Raw genomic sequence first — 16,143 nt, forward strand, 5'->3', positions numbered from 1 at the left:
TCCCGCACCATGCGACTCACCCGCGTGCTTCTCGCCGCGTCCGTCCTGACGATCACCGCCTGCAGCGCGCCTGCCGCCGACGAGCCGCCCGGTGACCCGCGCACCGTCCGCGTCGCGACGTACAACGCCAGCATGAACCGCCCCGCCGCCGGCGATCTGGTCGCGGCTCTGCGGTCCGGAACGGATCCGCAGATCCGGTCGGTGGCCGACGTGGTTCAGCGCAACGCCCCGGACATGCTGCTGCTCAACGAGTTCGACTACTCCGACGGCGCCGTCGACCTCTTCCGCGACAACTACCTCGCCGTCGGCGACGCACCGATCGACTACCCGTTCGCGTACACGGCGCCCGTCAACACCGGCGAGCCGTCCGGGCTCGACCTCGACGGGGACGGGCGGTCGGACGGACCGAACGATGCCTGGGGCTTCGGGCAGTTTCCCGGCCAGTACGGCATGGTCGTCCTCTCCAAGTTCCCACTCGACGCCGCCGCGGTCCGTACCTTCCAGACCTTCCGCTGGGCCGACATGCCCGACAATCTGCTGCCGCGCGAGTACTTCGGGGCGAACTCGGACGCCCTGCGCCTGTCGAGCAAGTCGCACTGGGACGTGCCCGTGGACATCGACGGGCGGGTGATCCACCTGCTCGTCTCGCACCCCACGCCGCCCTCCTTCGACGGGCCCGAGGACCGCAACGGCCGACGCAATCACGACGAGATCCGGCTCACCGCGGACTACATCGCCGGCGCCGACTACCTCGTCGACGACACCGGACTGGCCGGCGGCCTGCCGAACGGCTCCTCGTTCGTGGTGTTGGGGGACCAGAACAGCGATCCCGTCGACGGGGACTCCTACCCGGGCGCCATCGCGCAACTGCTCGACAGCCCGGCGCTGCAGGACCCGATGCCCACCTCGCCGACCGCCGGCACCGACACGGCGGACTTCGCCGATCCCGTGCCGGGTGATCTCCGGGTGGACTACGTCCTGCCGAGCACCGATCTGACGGTCACCGGATCGGGGGTCTTCTGGCCCGCGCCGGGCGAACCGGGCGCCGAGTTGCTGTCGGCGAGCGATCACAGATTGGTGTGGGTGGACCTGCAGGTCTGACCCGTCAGCGCAGCAGTGCGGCCAACGCCTCGTCGGACGCACGCAGAGCGTCACGGTCGAACGTCGATGCCGAGGACAGGATCTCGTCGGCACCGGTGCGGTCGACGAGGTTTTCGAGCCGGCGGCGCACCGTCGCCGGACTGCCGTGCACGCTCCCGTCGAGGGAGCGCTGGGCCGACTCCCGAGCCCGCGGAGTGAGACCGTCGGGCATCTCGGTGACCGCCCGCAACGGGGGGAATTCCCCGGTACGGCGGGAGTCCGCCATGGCCACCGCCTCCGCCATGGCGAGTCGGCGAGCCTCTGCGTCGGTGTCGGCAACCAGCACGTCGAGCGACACCGTCACGGACGGCTGTGCCGCGAAGGCCGAGGGAACGAACTCGCGTCGATACGCCGCCAGCGGAGCCAGGTCCCCCCACAGCATCGGACCGCCCACCACGACGGGAAGCCCGCGCTGCGCGGCGATCGCGAGCCCGTGACCCGTCGCGAGAACGTGGATCGGGATCAGTCGCTCGGGCGCGGGCTGCACGGTCACCGGACCGGTGCCGAGCAGGAAATCCTGCAGATCCGCGAGGTCGTCGGCGAAGCGCTCGGCGTCCTCGGTGTCCGCCCGCAGCACCTTGCGCACCGGCGGCGTGAACCCCAGCGACCGGCCGACACCGAGGTCGACCCGGCCGGGATACAGGGCGTCGAGCATCGCGAACTGCTCCGCGACGACGATGGGCGAGTGGTTCGGCAGCATGACGCCGCCCGACCCCAGCCGGATCCACGACGTCGCCGCGCCGATCGCGGCGAGCAGCACCGCGGGTGAGCCGCTCGCGATGCCGGGGACGGCGTGATGCTCGGCCACCCAGAACCGCTCGTAGCCCGCCGCCTCGGCCCATCGTGCACGCTCGATCGAGTCCGACACCGCGGTGGCGGCAGACCGATCGGTGCGGGTACGGGAGCGATCGAGAAGGGACAGACGCATACTCTCCACAACCGCCGCGGGCTTCACCCTGTTCCGCTCCGGCAGTCCCGAGAAACAGGCACCGAGATTGGTAACAGTCATACAATCCGGTCGAGTGGTTCCATCACCGGCACCATTCACGGGACACTGATCATTCGACTGTTCTCGATCGATGGTGGGTGTGCACGTGAAGCGCAGGCAACTGCTGCAACTGGCCGCGGCAGGAATGGTGGGCCTCGCGGTCCCGCCCGCGATCACCCGGTCGACGGCGTCCGCACTCCCGCTCGGCGTCCCCTCGATCCGGAACCTCCTGCCCGAACTGTTCGCCGACCCTCCGCGTCCACCGGACCACTCACCCGCCCTCGTCATCGGATCGGGCTTCGGAGCCAGCGCCGCGGCGTTGCGGCTCGCGCAGGCCGGTACGTCGGTCACCGTGCTCGAACGAGGACTCCGCTGGCCGCGCGATCCGTTCCGCGACATCTTCACCGCCGACATGACGGCCGACGGGCGCGGCCTGTGGCATCAGCGCTCGTTCACCAACCTCACCGGCATGCCTGTCGGGCCCGTCGACTGGTTCAACGGCGTCCTCGACACCACCCGGTACGAGAACCTGTCGGTGTGGCGCGCAGCCGCGGTGGGCGGCGGTTCCGTCGTCTACACCGGTGTGAGCATCGCCCCGGACAAACGCTTCTTCGACCTCTCCTTCGGTGGCCGCGTAGACTACGACGAGATGGCGGCGCAGTGGTACCCCAAGGCTCGCTCGGTGCTCCGGCCGTCGACCATGCCCGACGACATCTACGCCTCCCCCGGGTTCGCCCACTCGAGGACGTGGGACGACCACGCCCGCCGCGCCGGTTTCGACCCGCAGCGCGTCGACGGAGGCTGGAACTGGAACGTGCTGCGTGACGAGATGTCGGGTCGGTCCCGGCCGTCCGCCACCGTCGGCTGCAGCACGTTCGGCAATTCCAACGGCGCGAAGCACGACCTGACGCAGAACTACATCCCGCAGGCCGAGGCCACGGGCAACGCCGTGGTGTGTCACAGCCACGAGGTCGTCGCCATCGGTACCGAGAGCGGTGGCCGCTACCGCGTGGAGGTGCGGCGCCTCGATCCCGAGGGCAACGCACTCGAGACGCGCACGCTGACCTGCGACTCGCTGATCCTCGGCGCCGGCTCCATCGGCACCACCGAACTGCTGGTCCGCGCACAGGCCACCGGTGCGCTTCCGGAACTCAACGAGTTCGTCGGACGCGGATGGGGCACCAACGGCGACGCCTTCATGACGCGTTCGCTCGGCCCCATCGGCGGTGGACCGCAGGGAGCGCCGTGCGCCTCGCGCATCGTCGACGACACGGGCCTGCCTCTCAGCGTCGAGAACTGGTACGTCCCGGGCGTTCCCACCGAGATGGGTTTCCTCGGATCGCTCGGTATGACCATCGACCCGCTGCGGGCCGATTTCCGCTACGACCGTGCGACCGACGGGATGAGCTTGACCTGGCCCAAGGGCGGCAGCCGCGACACCGTCGAGGCACTGCGTGCAGTGCAGAACCGGATGGCACAGGCCGGCCGCACCGTCGTCTCCGCCGAGCCGTTCACTCGCGACGTCGACGACACCTTCACCGCGCACCCCCTCGGCGGTGCGGTCCTGGGCGACGTCACCGATGCGTACGGACGAGTGAAGGGGCACCCCGGCCTGTACGTCATGGACGGAGCTCTCGTTCCGGGCAGTACGGGTGCGGCCAACCCGTCTCTCACCATCACCGCGCTCGCCGAGCGCAACATCGCGGCCGTCATCGCCGCCGGCGGCTAGGCGTACCCGGTCGTCAGCTAGGTCAGGCCGATCTCCGGCCGACCCTCCGGCACCGTCACGGTCGCTGCCGTGCGGACCGGCGCGCCGGGAACCGAAATCGCGTCCAGGACCCGGACCTCGGACCGCCACTCCGTCGGCGTCAGCGTCGCACGCAGATAACCGCGTCGGGCATTGCCGAACTTGACGTGCGGTGACGCGGCCGCGATGTCCGCACCGGCCGTGTCGACGTCGGCACCGTCCTTGCCCGAGGCGATGGAGGTCGACGCGATCTCGACGCCCACCACCGGGGCGGAGTCGTCCTGATAGTCGCGGCGCAGTTCCGACACGATGGTGCGGTGGATGTCACCCACGATGGACGCAAGGGTGATCCCCCGGTCGCGGGCGCCGTCGAGGATGCGGTGCCGCGACGCCTCGTACCCACTCCACGGGTCCATCCCGACCTTCCGCTCGCCGTCACTGATGCGGGCGAGGTCGGAGATCACCGTCTGGTGTGCGAGGAACTTCCACGTGGCGCCGGACCCGAAGCCGTCGAGGATCCACTTCTCCTGCGCAGCTCCGGTGATGGTGCGACTCGGGTCCGCGGTCTCCGCGTTCTGCGCGTGTTCGCCGTCGCCGTTGGCCTGATCGCTGCGGTACTGCCGGGTGTCCAGCACCGAGAAGTCCACCAGGTCACCGAAACTGAAGCGGCGGTACGCCGTCAGATCCGGTCCCGTCGGTCGCTGGGCCATCCGCACAGGAGTGTTCTCCCACCACGCCTTGAACGCATCGGCGCGGCGCAGGAGGAATAGTCTCGGATCACCCGCAGGGTCGCCGGGAGCGGCGGTGCCGGCATCCTGGCTGATCGCCCCGGCCCAGTTGTTGTCCACTTCGTGATCGTCGAAGGTGGTGATCCACGGCGCCGCTGCGTGCGCCGACGCCAGGTCGGGATCGGACTTGTACAGCGCGTACCGATCGCGATAGTCGTTCAGTGCCAGCGTCTCTCGTCCCGCGGACTCGGGCCGTGGCTGCGATGCGCGGGCGCCCGTGCCGGGGATCGCATACTCGTAGATGTAATCGCCGAGGAAGAACACGACGTCCGGGTCACTCGCCGCGAGATCGGCGTAGGCGCCGTAGAACCCGTCCTCCCACTTCTGGCACGACGCCCACGCGAACGACAGTGACGCCAGGGGTGATCCCGGTGCGGGCGCCGTTCTCGTCCGTCCGACGGTGCTCACGTGCGGACCGACCATGAAGCGGTAGAAGTACTCTCGCGCCGGAGCCAGACCTCGCACGTCCACGTGCACCGACCAGCCGTCCGCGTCGGATGCCAGTTCGATGCCCTGGCTCACCGTCCGCCCGAACCGTTCGTCGTCGGCAATCTCCCACCGCACCGGCACCACACCCGGCCGCATACCGCCGACCGGAGCGAGGGGATCGACCGCGAGACGAGTCCACAACACCACCGAGTCCGGCAGCGGATCCCCCGACGCGACGCCGAGGCGGAACGGGTAGTCGGCCGGGGTACCGCGTTGCGGCTGCGCGTGCGCCGTCGCGCTCGACAGTTCCGGAGTCATCGCGAGCGCACCGACCAGTGCGGTCCACGTGAGGAACGAACGACGCGTGGTGCCGGCTCGCAGAGAACGATCGGCACCGATGACGAGATCACGACGGCTCATGAACCGAACGGTGCCCCTCGAAAGAAAACTCCGTGTGGATCGGAGGCGACGCGCGCGAGGACTCGCGCTGAAGCCACCCGAATCGGGTACGCAGACGACATGGACGACAAGCGAGAGATGGGCAGACGCGACGTCGAGAAGCGGTGGCGCGATCCGCGCGCGATCCGGCACGCGGCCACGTACGACGGGGCAGTGATCGGCATCGCTGCCGTCGCGGTGGCCGTGTTCCTCGCAGCGGGCGAGTCCAGTGTCGTGATCGCTGCGCTCGTCCCCGGTATCTGTCTGCTCGGCGGGCTCGGCGCACTGTGGATCGGCTACCGCTCCTACCGCCACGGCGGGACGTGGCCCGTCTGGCAGGGCGCCGCCTGGCTGCTGTTCGCACTGATGCTGGTGAGCTTGTCCCTCCCGACCCTCGCTCTGCGCTGAGCCGGGAGGGAACGGATCACGCCTGCACGACGGTGATGACGTTGCCGTCGGGATCCTTCAGCATGAACATCGGCGGCACGTTCGGATCGTCGTCGCCGCCGAGCGGTTCCATCTCGAACCCGTCGAGGGCACTCAGGCGTGCGTGCTCCGCTCGGACGTCCGCAGTCTCCACACCGATGGACGAGCCGCCCGGTTGGTCGTACATCGGCGGGTTCAGCGCCAGGCGCGCTGTGGACCCCGGCGGCGCCACCTCCAGCCAGCGGTACTCCTGGTTCGGACCGAAGCGCGTATCTCCGCGCACCTCGAATCCGAGTACACGCGTGTAGAAGTCGAGGGCCTTGTCCTGGTCGGCAACGGTGAACATGGCCACGCCGATGTTCGTGATGGTGCTGGGAGTCTCGGTCATGGCTCAGTAGACCCGAGCCAGGGCTGAAACTCATCGCGCGAGTGTTGTTCGCCCGGCGACACCATCCGCACTCCGGTTCATCACCTGCACCCGCGATGGGGGGTGCACCAGAAGATCCGCGGTGCGCCAGACCGAGCAGCTGAGAAACGACACGAGCCCCACCCCGCCGAAGCGGGATGGGGCTCGATGTTGCTCGTCTCTAGCGGTAGTCGCCGGAGAAACCGTAGTCGTCGAGCGGCACTGCAGCACCGGTGTTCTGGCCGAAGCCGTCCGCGCTGTAGTACTGGTCGTCGTACGACGGCACCGCGTAGGCCGCGGCACGTGCTTCCTCGGTGGGCTGAACCGTGATGTTCCGGTACCGGTTGATGCCGGTGCCGGCGGGGATCAGCTTTCCGATGATCACGTTCTCCTTGAGACCGATGAGCTTGTCCGAGCGGCAGTTGATCGCCGCATCGGTCAGCACTCGGGTGGTCTCCTGGAACGACGCCGCGGACAGCCACGAGTCGGTCGCCAGCGATGCCTTGGTGATACCCATCAGCACCGGACGTCCGGCCGCGGGCTCGCCACCCTCGGACACGACGCGACGGTTGCTCGACTCGAACTCACTGCGCTCGGTCAGCGATCCGGGCAGGAACTCCGTGGATCCCGAATCGATGATGGTCACGCGGCGGAGCATCTGACGAACGATCGTCTCGATGTGCTTGTCGTGGATGGACACACCCTGGCTGCGGTACACCTCCTGGACCTCGTTGACGAGGTGGATCTGCACCTGACGCGGGCCCATGACTCGAAGGACCTCGTGCGGATCGGCAGCACCTTCCATGAGCTGCTGGCCGACCTCGACGTGGTCACCGTCCGACAACAGACGCTCCGTGCCGTCGTCGTGCTTGAAGACACGCAGACGCTGACGCTTGGAGAGCTTGTCGTAGACGACTTCTTCGCCGCCGTCGTCCGGGACGATGGTGATCTTGTAGAAACGGTCACCGTCCTCGAGCTGGATGCGACCCGAGACGTCCGCGATGGGTGCCTTGCCCTTGGGCACACGAGCTTCGAAGAGCTCCTGCACACGTGGCAGACCACCGGTGATGTCGTCGCCGGCCACACCACCCTGGTGGAAGGTACGCATCGTGAGCTGCGTGCCGGGCTCACCGATCGACTGTGCCGCGACGATACCGACGGCCTCGCCGATGTCGACGAGCTTGCCGGTGGCCATGGAACGGCCGTAGCAGGTGGCGCAGACGCCGGTTCCGGTGGTGCAGGTGAGCACCGATCGAACCTTGACCGACGTGATGCCCGCTGCGAGCAGTGCGTCGATGGCCGGGTCGCCCAGGTCGTGTCCACGCTCGACGATGACGTTGCCGTCGGCGTCGACCGCGTCGGCGGCCAGGGTGCGGGCGTACGTCGAGGTCTCGACGTGCGCGTCGCGGATCATGGAACCGTCCGCCAGGCGCTCGGCGATCGTGGTGGTGATGCCGCGCTCGGTGCCACAGTCGGTTTCCCGAACGATGACGTCCTGCGAGACGTCGACCAGACGACGCGTCAGGTAGCCCGAGTCGGCGGTACGAAGCGCCGTGTCGGCCAGACCCTTACGAGCACCGTGCGTGTTGATGAAGTACTCCAGGACCGTCAGGCCCTCCTTGAAGGAGGACTTGATCGGGCGCGGGATGAACTCACCCTTCGGGTTGGTCACCAGACCCTTCATGCCGGCGAGCGACCGCACCTGAGTCATGTTTCCGGCGGCGCCGGACTTCACGATCATCGGGATGGGGTTGTCGTCGGGGAAGTGGGCCTCCATGGCCTTACCGACCTGCTCGGTCGCTTCCTGCCAGATCTTGACCAGGGCCGAGTTGCGCTCGGTCCGGTCGAGAGCGCCACGCTGGTACTGCTTCTCCAGACGATCGGCCTGAGCCTCGAACTCCTCGAGAATCTGCGGCTTCTCCGGCGGCACGAGGACGTCGGAGATGGAGATGGTGACACCCGAACGCGTGGCCCAGTAGAAGCCGGCGTCCTTGAGCTTGTCGACGGTCTGAGCGACCACGATCATCGGGTACCGCTCGGCGAGATCGTTGATGATCGTCGCCTGGCGCTTCTTCGGCATCTGCTCGTTGACGAACGGGTAGTTCGTCGGGAGCAGCTCGTTGAAGAGCACGCGGCCCAGCGTCGTCTCGGCGGTCCAGGCATCGCCCGGGGTCCACCCGTCGGGGAACAGCTCCGACTCGATCTCGCGACTCGGACGCTGATGCGTCAGACGCACCTTGATCTGCGACTGCACGGTCAGGACGCCACGATCGACGGCCATCTGTGCCTCGGCGGGGCTGGCGTAGATGCCCAGCTCTGCCGAATCGGACGTCGAGGCCTGGAACTCGCCCAGAGCCTTGTCGTCGAGACGCGTCAGGTGGAACAGACCCGTGACCATGTCCAGACGCGGCATGGCCAGCGGTCGACCCGATGCCGGCGAGAGGATGTTGTTCGACGACAGCATCAGCACGCGTGCCTCGGCCTGCGCCTCGGCGGACAGCGGCAGGTGCACTGCCATCTGGTCACCGTCGAAGTCGGCGTTGAACGCCTCGCACACGAGGGGGTGCAGCTGGATGGCCTTGCCCTCGACCAGCTGCGGCTCGAATGCCTGGATGCCCAGACGGTGCAGGGTCGGTGCGCGGTTCAGCAGCACGGGGTGCTCGGCGATGACCTCTTCGAGGACGTCCCACACCTGTGCACGCTGACGCTCGACCATGCGCTTGGCCGACTTGATGTTCTGCGCGTGGTTCAGATCCACCAGACGCTTCATCACGAACGGCTTGAACAGCTCGAGTGCCATGAGCTTCGGCAGACCGCACTGGTGCAGCTTGAGCTGCGGACCGACGACGATGACCGAACGGCCCGAGTAGTCGACGCGCTTGCCCAGCAGGTTCTGACGGAAACGACCCTGCTTGCCCTTGAGCAGATCGGACAGCGACTTGAGCGGGCGGTTACCCGGTCCGGTCACCGGACGTCCACGACGGCCGTTGTCGAACAGGGCGTCGACCGACTCCTGCAGCATCCGCTTCTCGTTGTTGACGATGATCTCGGGAGCACCGAGGTCGATCAGTCGCTTGAGGCGGTTGTTGCGGTTGATGACGCGGCGGTACAGATCGTTGAGGTCGGACGTCGCGAAACGTCCACCGTCGAGCTGCACCATCGGACGCAGCTCCGGCGGAATCACCGGCACGGCGTCGAGGACCATGCCCATGGGCGAGTTGCCCGTGGACTGGAACGCGGCGACGACCTTGAGACGCTTCAGTGCACGAAGCTTCTTCTGGCCCTTGCCACTGCGGATCGTCTCGCGCAGACTCTCGGCCTCGGCCGCGATGTCGAAGGTCTCCATGAGCTTCTGGATGGACTCCGCGCCCATCGCACCCGTGAAGTACTCGCCGTAGCGGTCGATCAGCTCGCGGTAGATGAGCTCGTCGATGATGAGCTGCTTCTTCGCCAGCTTGGTGAAGGTGGTCCAGATCTCCTCGAGACGATCCAGCTCACGCTGCGCACGGTCACGGAGCTGACGCATCTCGCGCTCGCCGCCGTCCTTGACCTTGCGACGCACGTCGGACTTGGCACCCTCGGCCTCGAGCTCGGCGATGTCCGCCTCGAGCTTCTGGGCGCGGGCCTCGAGGTCGGCGTCACGCTGATCGGCGACAGCCTTCTTCTCGACCTCCATCTCGGCTTCGAGAGTGGAGAGCTCGTTGTGGCGCAGTTCCTCGTCGACCGACGTGATGACGTAGGCGGCGAAGTAGATGATCTTCTCGAGATCCTTCGGCGCCAGGTCCAGCAGGTAGCCGAGGCGCGACGGAACACCCTTGAAGTACCAGATGTGCGTGACCGGTGCGGCGAGCTCGATGTGGCCCATGCGCTCACGACGCACCTTGGCGCGAGTGACCTCGACGCCGCAGCGCTCACAGATGATGCCCTTGAAGCGCACGCGCTTGTACTTGCCGCAGTAGCACTCCCAGTCGCGAGTAGGTCCGAAGATCTTCTCGCAGAACAGGCCGTCCTTCTCGGGCTTGAGCGTGCGGTAGTTGATGGTCTCCGGCTTCTTGACCTCGCCGTAGGACCAATTGCGGATGTCGTCCGCGGTCGCGAGACCGATGCGGAGTTCATCGAAGAAGTTGACGTCCAGCACGTCGTACTTCCTTTCCCCTTCTCAGGGATAGTTTTCTGCTGCTACGAGTGATCGGGTGTGGGCCGACGCGAGTCGCCTCGCGCCGGCCTGTCACCGATTACTGCGCGAGATCGTCGACGGTCGCGGACTCGTTGCGGGAGAGGTTGATTCCCAGGTTGGCCGCGGCACGCTCGAGATCCTCGTCGTCGCCGTCCGCCATCGTGATGGCTGCGCCGTCCGAGGACAGCACCTCCACGTTGAGGCACAGCGACTGGAGCTCCTTGAGGAGCACCTTGAAGGACTCGGGGATACCGGGTTCCGGGATGTTCTCACCCTTGACGATGGCCTCGTAGACCTTCACGCGGCCGACCACGTCGTCGGACTTGATGGTGAGGAGCTCCTGCAGCGTGTAGGCAGCACCGTAGGCCTGCATGGCCCAGCACTCCATCTCGCCGAAGCGCTGTCCACCGAACTGCGCCTTACCACCGAGGGGCTGCTGCGTGATCATCGAGTACGGGCCTGTCGAACGAGCGTGGATCTTGTCGTCGACGAGGTGGTGCAGCTTGATGATGTACATGTAGCCCACGGACACCGGGTACGGGAACGGCTCTCCGGAACGGCCGTCGAACAACGTGGCCTTTCCGTCGGCGCCGACCATGCGCTCGCCGTCGCGGTTCGGGATCGTGCTCGCCAGCAGGCCGGTGAGCTCGTCCTCCTTCGCACCGTCGAACACCGGGGTGGCGATGTTGGTGTCCGCCTCGGCGGCCAACATCTCCTCGGGCAGGGTCGCGGCCCAGTCGGGACGGACTCCGTCGGTCGCAACCTGAATGTTCCATCCGGTCTTACCGATCCAACCGAGGTGTGTCTCGAGGATCTGACCGATGTTCATACGACGCGGGACGCCGTGCGTGTTCAGGATGATGTCGATCGGGGTGCCGTCGGACAGGAACGGCATGTCCTCCTGCGGGAGGATCTTGCCGATGACGCCCTTGTTGCCGTGGCGGCCGGCGAGTTTGTCGCCGTCCTGGATCTTGCGCTTCTGGGCCACGTAGACGCGGACCAGCTCGTTCACGCCGGGAGGCAGATCGTCGTCGTCCTCGCGTGAGAACACGCGGATGCCGATGACCTTTCCGTTCTCGCCGTGCGGAACCTTCAGAGACGTGTCGCGGACCTCGCGGGCCTTCTCGCCGAAGATGGCGCGCAGCAGGCGCTCCTCCGGGGTCAGCTCGGTCTCGCCCTTGGGCGTGACCTTTCCGACCAGGACGTCGCCGTCACGAACCTCGGCACCGATACGGATGATGCCGCGCTCGTCGAGGTCTGCGAGGACCTCGTCCGAGACGTTCGGGATGTCACGAGTGATTTCCTCGGCACCGAGCTTGGTGTCGCGGGCATCGATCTCGTGCTCCTCGATGTGGATCGAGGTCAGGACGTCCTCTTCCACGAGGCGCTGCGACAGGATGATCGCGTCCTCGTAGTTGTGGCCCTCCCACGGCATGATCGCGACGAGCAAGTTCTTGCCCAGCGCCATCTCGCCGTTCTCGGTGCAGGGACCGTCGGCCAGAACCTGGCCGGCCTCGACGCGAGCTCCCTCGTCCACGATCGGACGCTGGTTCGCGCAGGTGCCCTGGTTGGAGCGGGCGAACTTCCGCATCCGGTACGTGTTGCGAGTGCCGTCGTCCGCCATCACGGTGACGTAGTCGGCGGACACCTCCTCGATGACACCGGACTTCTCGTTGACGATGACGTCGCCGGCATCGACAGCGGCACGCAGTTCCATGCCGGTTCCGACGAGCGGAGCTTCGCTGCGCACGAGGGGAACGGCCTGACGCTGCATGTTCGCGCCCATCAGGGCACGGTTGGCGTCGTCGTGCTCGAGGAACGGGATCATCGCGGTGGCCACGGAGACCATCTGACGAGGCGAGACGTCCATGTAGTCGACGTCGAGGGACGAGACGAACTCGACCTCTCCGCCCTTACGACGAACGAGGATCTTCTCGTCGACGAAGCGACCCGAGGTGTCGATGGACGAGTTGGCCTGCGCCACGACGTGGCGGTCCTCCTCGTCGGCGGTCAGGTAGTCGACATCGTCGGTGACCTGTCCTTCGACGACCTTGCGGTACGGCGTCTCGATGAAGCCGAACGGGTTCACACGGGCGTACACCGAGAGCGAACCGATCAGGCCGATGTTCGGGCCTTCCGGAGTCTCGATGGGGCACATGCGGCCGTAGTGCGACGGGTGGACGTCGCGGACCTCGAGGCCGGCGCGCTCACGCGAGAGACCACCGGGGCCCAGCGCGGAGAGACGACGCTTGTGGGTCAGACCCGACAGCGGGTTGTTCTGGTCCATGAACTGCGACAGCTGCGAGGTTCCGAAGAACTCCTTGATGGCAGCGACCACGGGACGGATGTTGATCAGGGTCTGCGGCGTGATGGCCTCGACGTCCTGGGTGGTCATCCGCTCGCGGACCACACGCTCCATGCGGGACAGGCCCACGCGGATCTGGTTCTGGATCAGTTCGCCGACCGTGCGGAGACGACGGTTGCCGAAGTGGTCGATGTCGTCGACCTCCACGGGAACCTCGACGCCGTCGGGTGCCGTCATCGACTTCTCGCCCGCGTGCAGACGCACGAGGTACTCGATGGTGGCGACGATGTCCTCTTCGGTCAGCGTCGACGCCTCGATGGGCAGACCCGAGTTCAGGCCCAGCTTCTTGTTGATCTTGTAACGACCGACGCGTGCGAGGTCGTAGCGCTTCTCCTTGAAGAACAGGTTCTCCAGCAGGGTCTGCGCGCTCTCCTTCGTGGGCGGCTCGCCCGGACGGAGCTTGCGGTAGATGTCGAGCAGCGCCTCGTCGGTGCCGGCCGTGTTGTCCTTCTCCAGCGTGGCCATGAGGATCTCGGAGAAGCCGAAGCGCTCGGTGATCTGCTCGGTGGTCCAGCCGAGTGCCTTGAGGAGCACGGTGACGGGCTGACGACGCTTGCGGTCGATGCGGACACCGACGGTGTCGCGCTTGTCGACGTCGAACTCGAGCCATGCGCCGCGGCCGGGGATGACCTTGACGCTGTGCAGGTCCTTCTCGGTGGTCTTGTCGACAGCGTGGTCGAAGTAGACACCCGGGGAGCGCACGAGCTGCGAGACGACGACGCGCTCGGTGCCGTTGATGATGAACGTGCCCTTGCCGGTCATCATGGGGAAATCACCCATGAAGACGGTCTGGCTCTTGATCTCACCGGTGTTGTTGTTGATGAACTCCGCGGTGACGAACAGCGGCGCCGCGTAGGTCATGTCCTTGTCTTTGCACTCGTCGATCGAGGCCTTGACCTCGTCGAAGCGTGGGTCGGAGAAGGACAGCGACATCGAACCGGAGAAGTCCTCGATGGGAGAAAGTTCCGTCAGGATGTCCTCGAGACCACCGCTGCGCGCGTTGTCGCCACGTGCTTCCGCACGTGCGCGCCATTCGGGCGTACCGACGAGCCATTCGAACGAATCGGTTTGAAGATCGAGCAACCCCGGTACTTCGAGGGGTTCGCGAATCTTCGCGAACGACACCCTCTTCGGGGCTCCGGGAGTTCCGGCGTTTTCCTTGGACTGGGTGGAGACTGCCAAGATGCGTCCTTCCAGCACCTCACGCGGGCCGCATACCGTGATGCGCGACCGTCGCTAATCTGCTTTTGTGTGTGGGAACTTCGCTGGTCACGACCCGTACGAAGTCCTCGCTCAGCAGAGATCGACACACGTGTCGATTCAGGCAAAGTCTGGAAGTGGACAGGAGGCACCCAGCGCAACGTCCAAAAGTACCCCAACGCGGCGGATATGGCAACCGCGGCCGCGCGGAGAGCGCAGTCGACCCGGACGGACCACGGGCCGGGACTCACCGACGGACAGTCCTCCGGCCGACGATCACTCCGACGCCCGGTGCCTCCATTTGCTCCGGCGTCGGATCCGATCGAACAGCGAGACCGTGGCCGCACTCGATGAATCCGGTAATCAGAGTGGACTCCCGAAGCCCTCGCGTCAAGAGCGCGAGCGGCGTTTCGTCTCCGATAGTTCCGTCGATGCCGACGATCAGCGGTTGTCGATCGTGGCCAGGAGCCACTTTCCGTCGACGCGTTCCATCGTCAGCGAGACCGGCGTCTGCACCGTTCCCTGATCGACCGTGTCCTGGGTCGCGGCGATGTCCATGCTGGCCAGGAGCTCGGCGCGGTCACCGTCGAGCAGCGTGACACCGATGTCGGTGACGACGGCGTTGGTCGTGGTCTGTGTCTGGATGACGCCCTGCTTGGTCTGTTCGGCCGTCGAGTCGTACTCACCGCGACGTTCGTCGTTCAGCACCGCGCGAGCCGCCGCCTGATCCTGATCGATGGTGTCGAACTTGTAGGAGAAGACGGTCTGCAACGCATCTCGTCCGGCCGAGGTGACCTCCTGGGTGGCCGCCGTGTCGACCCACGCCTGATTGCTCACCTCGGACGTTCCCGGGCGGATGATGCCCAGGAGCGCGACGACGGCGAACACGACGGCGAGAGCCGCGAGGAGCATCGTCTTCGGCGTCCACCACGCAGTGTCCCGACCGGTGGTCGGCTCCGCAGCATCGGTCGCCTCGGAGGATTCGACTGTGTCGGCGATATCCGTTCCGGACTCCGTCGTCGCGGCGGTCGGCGACTTCTCCAGGTCGACCGAGCCGGTGGTCGGCGTCGTGGCGGTCGCGTCGTCCGCCACGGCATCGTTCTCGACGCCGGGTGCCGACGCGGCCCTCCCTGCCACCTTGGGACGGCGGATGCTGCCGGCAGGGGGACGGGCGGCGCCTACGGGCGGTCTACGACGTGCGGGAGGCATCTTGTGGTTCTCCTAGCTGAGGTGCGTGACGAGCGAGGCGGTGGGCACGGGCGACGCCGTGTCACTGACCGCCGTCGGTCGGAGCGGCAGGATCGACGGGTGCGGCCGGGTCCACCGGCGCAGCGGGATCCACCGGAGCGGCCGGATCCGTGGGCGCAGCGGGATCCGTCGCGGCGTTGGGATCCGTCGCGGCGTTCGGGTCCGTGGGCAGCTCGAGAGGGATGCGCTGACCGATGGGCTGGATGCGCGTGGCCTTCCAGGTGCCGTCGACGTCCTGCAGCTCCAGACGCAACGTGCTCTGGTACCGCTCGTTGCCGTCGGGCTTGGCCGTGTCGGTCGTGATGACGATCAGCGACTGGGCGGTGCCCTCGTCCTCGCTGAAGCCGACCAGCGTGGCGTGCTGCACCGCAGCGGTGGTGACGACTCCGGACTCGGCGAACTGCTGCCGGAACTGCTCCCGCGTGTCGTTCAGACCGTTGGTCAGCTCGTCGCCCGTGATCGAGGACTCGATGTCCGCGAACGTCTTGTCGAGGTCGTTCGAGTCGACGGAGTTGAGGTTGATCGCAGCCTGGCGTGCACCGGCGAGCGCGTCGTCACGCAGAGATGCCGCGGAGGACTCCTGATGCGCGAGGAACCAGAAGACACCGAGCACGATGGCCGCGACCAGAGCGATCGCCGCAGCGGCGGCCGTGATGGCGAGGGCGACCGGCGAGGTGCGACGAGTCGCGGGCGACGGTGTGAGCTCCGTGTCGTCACCCTCGTTCGCGTCGTCGGTCACGTCCGGGTCGGGAGAGGTGGTTGGCGTCACAGCGGCCACAGTACCGGTAGGT

10 protein-coding genes are annotated in these 16,143 nt (G+C 66.9%); 3 read left to right on the forward strand and 7 right to left on the reverse strand.

Annotated features, from left to right (window positions below):
• Positions 1–9 precede the first annotated feature (9 nt).
• The gene (locus RU01_RS08125) at positions 10–1,101 is read left to right on the forward strand and encodes an endonuclease/exonuclease/phosphatase family protein (protein WP_042574031.1); all 1,092 of its coding nucleotides are present in this window, start codon (positions 10–12) and stop codon (positions 1,099–1,101) included.
• Between the two features lie 4 nt (positions 1,102–1,105).
• Here RU01_RS08125 and RU01_RS08130 read toward each other — a convergent pair whose 3' ends face one another.
• Entirely contained in the window at positions 1,106–2,068 is a 963-nt protein-coding gene (locus RU01_RS08130; protein WP_042574114.1) for an MsnO8 family LLM class oxidoreductase, read from the reverse strand.
• A 205-nt stretch (positions 2,069–2,273) separates the two neighbouring features.
• Here RU01_RS08130 and RU01_RS08135 point away from each other — a divergent pair, with 205 nt between their 5' ends.
• Complete coding sequence (locus RU01_RS08135) at positions 2,274–3,857, forward strand: GMC oxidoreductase (protein WP_197074720.1); 1,584 nt, start codon at positions 2,274–2,276, stop codon at positions 3,855–3,857.
• A gap of 17 nt (positions 3,858–3,874) precedes the next feature.
• Here the strand turns inward: RU01_RS08135 and RU01_RS08140 are convergent, their stop codons facing one another.
• Positions 3,875–5,512, reverse strand: a complete 1,638-nt coding sequence (locus RU01_RS08140) for an alkaline phosphatase D family protein (RefSeq protein ID WP_042574032.1) — start codon at positions 5,510–5,512, stop codon at positions 3,875–3,877.
• Between the two features lie 99 nt (positions 5,513–5,611).
• Between RU01_RS08140 and RU01_RS08145 the strand changes: the two genes are divergently transcribed.
• The gene (locus RU01_RS08145) at positions 5,612–5,938 is read left to right on the forward strand and encodes a hypothetical protein (RefSeq protein ID WP_052493175.1); all 327 of its coding nucleotides are present in this window, start codon (positions 5,612–5,614) and stop codon (positions 5,936–5,938) included.
• A gap of 16 nt (positions 5,939–5,954) precedes the next feature.
• Here RU01_RS08145 and RU01_RS08150 read toward each other — a convergent pair whose 3' ends face one another.
• The 5 genes from RU01_RS08150 to RU01_RS08175 form a co-directional block, all read right to left on the reverse strand.
• On the reverse strand, positions 5,955–6,344 hold the full coding sequence (locus RU01_RS08150; RefSeq protein ID WP_042574033.1) for a VOC family protein: 390 nt from the start codon (positions 6,342–6,344) through the stop codon (positions 5,955–5,957).
• A gap of 199 nt (positions 6,345–6,543) precedes the next feature.
• The gene (locus tag RU01_RS08155) at positions 6,544–10,500 is read right to left on the reverse strand and encodes a DNA-directed RNA polymerase subunit beta' (RefSeq protein WP_042574034.1); all 3,957 of its coding nucleotides are present in this window, start codon (positions 10,498–10,500) and stop codon (positions 6,544–6,546) included.
• Between the two features lie 97 nt (positions 10,501–10,597).
• The gene (gene rpoB, locus RU01_RS08160) at positions 10,598–14,104 is read right to left on the reverse strand and encodes a DNA-directed RNA polymerase subunit beta (protein ID WP_042574035.1); all 3,507 of its coding nucleotides are present in this window, start codon (positions 14,102–14,104) and stop codon (positions 10,598–10,600) included.
• Positions 14,105–14,545: 441 nt separating this feature from the next.
• Positions 14,546–15,241: a hypothetical protein gene (locus RU01_RS08170; protein WP_052493176.1), complete on the reverse strand. Its 696-nt coding sequence runs from the start codon at positions 15,239–15,241 to the stop codon at positions 14,546–14,548.
• 133 nt (positions 15,242–15,374) lie between these two features.
• Positions 15,375–16,121, reverse strand: a complete 747-nt coding sequence (locus RU01_RS08175) for a hypothetical protein (protein WP_156148833.1) — start codon at positions 16,119–16,121, stop codon at positions 15,375–15,377.
• Positions 16,122–16,143: the final 22 nt, after the last annotated feature.

This window comes from Rhodococcus sp. MEB064 (assembly GCF_000834565.1).
Lineage (GTDB): Bacteria > Actinomycetota > Actinomycetes > Mycobacteriales > Mycobacteriaceae > Rhodococcoides.